Origin of the sequence: Mesorhizobium sp. M0998 (assembly GCF_040318885.1) — a bacterium.
Taxonomy (GTDB): Bacteria; Pseudomonadota; Alphaproteobacteria; order Rhizobiales; family Rhizobiaceae; genus Mesorhizobium.
This window is the reverse complement of record NZ_JAMYND010000096.1, coordinates 1-2,608: the sequence shown is the minus strand read 5'-3', so window position 1 is coordinate 2,608 and position 2,608 is coordinate 1. Positions and strand designations below refer to the sequence as shown.

Here is a 2,608-nt window from a genome sequence, read left to right as displayed (position 1 = left end):
CCAAAGAAAGCTTGACGCCGGCACCGCGGTGCTCAGGTGCTCATGGCCGCCGGATACACGTCTGCGGTCTTCACCGGATGGGTACAGTTTGACCAGAGACTGGTGCAATGATGGTGAGCGGATACTGCGCCTGCGCGTAGCCGACAGCGTCTACGACGCCATAGGCAATCAACATTGTCGCTAAGACTCGCTTGGTCGCGCCGAGGGCTCCGCAATGGTATCTCAATTGAAGCTAGGCCAGCCCCGCGCGGCGGGCGCCCTCCCGGATCGCGGCAATTGCAGGAGGACTGGTGACTGGATAGGAGCCGATAAATCCTTCGGCCGAAATGTCTGGAAATTCTCTCGCCAACCGGTTGGCAATCTTTATTGCCTGAGGTGTTTCGCCGAGCATGGCGTGCGCCATGGCTTGGAACAGCAGCGTTGCAGGCGAGTCCGGCGGAGCTTGGCTGAACGCGGTCAGGCACTCCCTGTGGAGACCTATAACGAAGCTCGACCGGCCCAGCATGCTATAGTACCAGGAAACATGTGGATTGAGACGGATCGCGCGCTTCGCCAGTTCATATCCTTCCTGCGGGTCGCCTGTCACGAATGCCTTTCCTCCGGCAAGCAAGGCAAGGGTATCGGCATCGTGCGGGGCGGCCGCCAAGGCAAGATCATGTTCTCTTGCTGTGGCAACGAGATCGCCCTGCAAGGCTCGAAGCTCGGCTAGACATATGTGCGCATGGGTATCACCCGCGTCGAGCGCCAAAGCTCGTTCGAGGCACAGTTTCCAGCGCTCCTTTGCGGCGGAAGGGTCATTGGTAAACGCATTGATGGCGGCGACGGCATGCGCCAGCCCCAAGACTGTCCAGGCTCTGGCAAGATCCGGGTCCAGCTCGATGGCACGCGTCAGAAGCCGCACCGCTTCCGCATTCGAAGCGTGCGTGTACAAATTGTGCTGCTCGACGCCGAGCAGATAGTAGTCATAGGCACGAAGGCTGGCGGGGTGTTTTCGACGGACAACATCACGTCGAAGTTTTGCGAGCTTGCCGCAACAGCTAGCAAGGACATTGACGACGTTTTCGGTGACTATGTCCTGCATCGCAAACAGGTCTTCCGCAGATCGATCATAGCGGGCCGTCCACAAATCGACTCCAGTGCGCGCGTCGACGAGTTGGACGCAGATCCGCAGCTGCTGCGCTGCCGCCTGCAAGGTCCCCTCAAGTAGATAATCCGCATTCAGTTCCCGCCCGATGGATCGCACGTCATCGCGCCGTCCCTTGTACGAGAGCATGGTCTGGCGGGCGATGACCGCAAGGTCGGGGTAGCGAGCGAGGTCGACCATGATGTCCGCCGACAAGCCATCGGCCAAGCGGTTCCATGCTTCGTCCGCGCTCAGATTGTCGAAAGGGAGAACCGCAACGACTGTTGGCCCTGAGCCCTCTACCGAAAGGCCACCGGATGGTGCCTGGCCCGTGTCTTGCTCGTGTTGGTTGGCAAGCAAGGTTGCAAGCGCCACTTTGTTGCGAATATCGAGTTTCCGATAGATGGCCGACAGATGGGTCCGAACGGTAGTCGGCGCTATGAAGAGCGTCTCGCCGATTTCACGATAGGTCATCCCCTCGGCGAATTTTGCAGCGACCACCCGCTCCCGGTCCGACAGACTGGTCAGAGGATTGCTTACGGCGCGAAGCATCGCTTCAAGTCTCCGATCCGCTACGAGTTGTGGCCGACCCGGCACGGCAAAATACTACAGATGCGATCCCGAAAACACAGCATTTGCACGATGCCATCCGACCGCCAGCAATTCTAGGCTTTCCTGTCGATACGGTTTCGTAGGGTCGCAGAGCCCCCAATCCATTCTGTAACAGGAGGTATCCATGACAAAGTCCTCAATCTTTGCCGCAATGCTGGTGCTGCCTTTGTCGGCTGGACCATGCTTGTCCGAAGGCATGCAATCTGGTGGCAAGCTGATTTCCGAAGATGCCACGAGAGCGGTTAGTGCGGAATTGTATTCCGATATTCTCATCCGAGCGTGCAGGAATGGATGGCGCTATCCTCGGAGCCAAATCGAGAACGGCTTCAAACGGCATCTCTGGGAGCTGAAATTGCAACTGGTCGATCAGGGTTACACGATCGTGCCTGGTGCGAAAGCGAACAACTCGCCCCGGAGTCTCTCCGCAACGGCATTTGTCGCCAAGCGCCAATCTGTCGCGTCGCGCCAGTTCGGCTGTTCCCGCCAATACTGGCTCGACGAGTGATCGTTCTGGAGCGCGCAACCGGGGCAGCATATCAGGCAAGTATTGTGGTCAATTGGCTTCCTAGTCCGGTCGTATCGGCTCGGTGGCTCCCTTTGAGTTCCAAGCTACATGTTCGGTCTAGGATCCGACGGATGTCTGGAATGGGTCAGGGGCGCGATTCGGCCAAGGGCGAACGAGCATCTTCCTCGGGGACTTTCGTACGCCTGCCGGCGCCCGAAACTCTTCACGTGAGCTGAATGACTGCTTTTGCCAACGGGATGCTCGAAAGCTGCCGATCTGCTTGCGTGAAGAGTTTCGGGCGCCGGCAGGCGTACGAAAGTCCCCGAGGAAGGAACCCGCGGGCCACAGGCGATGGTTATGGGGATTTC

General features: G+C 58.7%; 2 protein-coding genes. One reads left to right on the top strand and one right to left on the bottom strand.

The genetic code is table 11. From position 1 onward, the window contains the following. Positions 1-232 precede the first annotated feature (232 nt). On the bottom strand, positions 233-1,675 hold the full coding sequence (locus NKH59_RS33160; protein ID WP_353024433.1) for a LuxR C-terminal-related transcriptional regulator: 1,443 nt from the start codon (positions 1,673-1,675) through the stop codon (positions 233-235). 184 nt (positions 1,676-1,859) lie between these two features. On the opposite strand from NKH59_RS33160, the gene NKH59_RS33155 reads away from it, so the two are divergent. Then, positions 1,860-2,240, top strand: a complete 381-nt coding sequence (locus NKH59_RS33155; protein ID WP_352618720.1) for a hypothetical protein — start codon at positions 1,860-1,862, stop codon at positions 2,238-2,240. Positions 2,241-2,608: the final 368 nt, after the last annotated feature.